Annotated in this window: 2 protein-coding genes; both read left to right on the top strand. The window is 69.5% G+C overall.

Translation table 11 applies throughout. The features are described 5' to 3' along the window. The coding region (locus K377_RS41165; RefSeq protein WP_111668720.1) for a phage/plasmid primase, P4 family at positions 1 to 1,076 on the top strand (1,076 nt) is incomplete at its 5' end. Between the two features lie 145 nt (positions 1,077 to 1,221). Next, a partial coding sequence (locus K377_RS41160) for a DUF6009 family protein (protein ID WP_111668719.1) occupies positions 1,222 to 1,543 on the top strand: 322 nt, incomplete at its 3' end.

Below are 1,543 nucleotides of genomic sequence, written 5' to 3'. Positions count from 1 at the left end.
CCCCCGCCGGCGTCGTCGACCTGCGCACCGGCGGACTGCACAAGCCCGACCCGCTCACCGACATGCATTCGCGGGCCACGACGGTCGCCCCGCAGCGGATGCCGATCCCGCGCTGGCACAGCTTCCTGCGGGACACCTTCGGCGACGACGAGAAGGGCCGGGAGACGACCCGGTTCCTGCACGTCCTGCTCGGCTACTCGATCACCGGCGACGTCGGCGCCCAGATCCTGCCGTTCCTCTACGGCTCCGGCGCCAACGGCAAGTCGGTGCTGCTCGACGTGATGACCCAGATCCTCGGCGAGTACGCGAACGCGGCACCGCCCGGATTCCTCATGGAAAAGGGCAAGTTCACCGAGCACTCCACCGAACTGACCGAGCTGCACGGCCGCCGGATCGTGGTGTGCAGCGAGCTCAAGCCCAACGACAAGTTCAACGAGGCCCGCGTCAAGCTCCTCACCGGCGGCGACAAGATCACCGCCCGCCGGATGCGGCAGGACTTCTTCTCCTTCACGCCCACCCACAAGCTGTGGCTGCTGGGCAACCACCGCCCCGAGGTGGGCACCGGCGGCCACGCGTTCTGGCGCCGGATGCGGCTGATCCCCTTCGACCGGGTCGTTCCGAACGAGCGAAAGATCGACAATCTCGCGGTGGAGCTCGTCCGCGACGAGGGCCCCGGCATTCTGCACTGGCTCATCGAGGGCGCCCGCCACTATCTGACCACCCGCGACCCGTTGCACGGCCCGGCCGCCGTGCGGCTGGCCACGGCCGCGTACGAGACGACCGAGGACCACATCGGCCGTTTCATCGGCGAGTGCTGTCTCACCGGCGAGGCGGGGCGACCCCATGCCGACCTGCGCGTCGAGCAGAAGCTGCTCTACGAGACGTACTGCCGCTGGTGCGCGGAGGAGAGCATCCGGGCCGCGTCCAGCCGGGCCTTCGCCAGCCGCATCCGACAGGAGCTCGGGCTGGCCTCACCCGCCGAAATGATCAAGAACAACGACCGCAAGCTCTACCCGGGGCTGGCCCTGCGGTCGGACATCAGGAACGAGCCAACGGACCCGCGTGAGGCCCGGTGAGGTCCCCCAACTCCATGGGCGCTCAAGTCCCCTGGCCGTAGGATGAGCCGAGCGGCCCAGCGACCCGCCGCTCACGGGGGCAGACAAGCAGTGGTGTGACCGCCACACACGGTGCTACCGAAGACATTCAGGAGGGTCTGCGGCCATGAGTTCGATGCTGCAGGACAGCCAGCTCGCCCATGAGGAAGCCGTGGTGTGGCTGGAGGACATGGAGCACCTCGACTACGTCCGCCAGGCCCTCGACAAATCGACCCGCCGCCGCGGCAAGCCGCGCTACGAGCGCGACGGACGCATGATCGGCTACGTCAACCTGCTGCCGGACGCGGGCAGGGACCCCGACAGCGGCCTCTTCGAGCGGCGCACCTTCTTCCTGCTGCCCCACGACCGTCCCAACGACCCGGCGGGTCCGTACGAGGTCGGGGCTCCCGGCGAGGCCGTGGACCCGCGCACCATCGCGCCCGGGCGGG

This window comes from Streptomyces sp. PsTaAH-137 (genome assembly GCF_003259365.1).
Lineage (GTDB): Bacteria > Actinomycetota > Actinomycetes > Streptomycetales > Streptomycetaceae > Streptomyces.
Note: the sequence above shows the minus strand (reverse complement) of the source record. Positions and strands in the feature narration are given on the sequence as shown.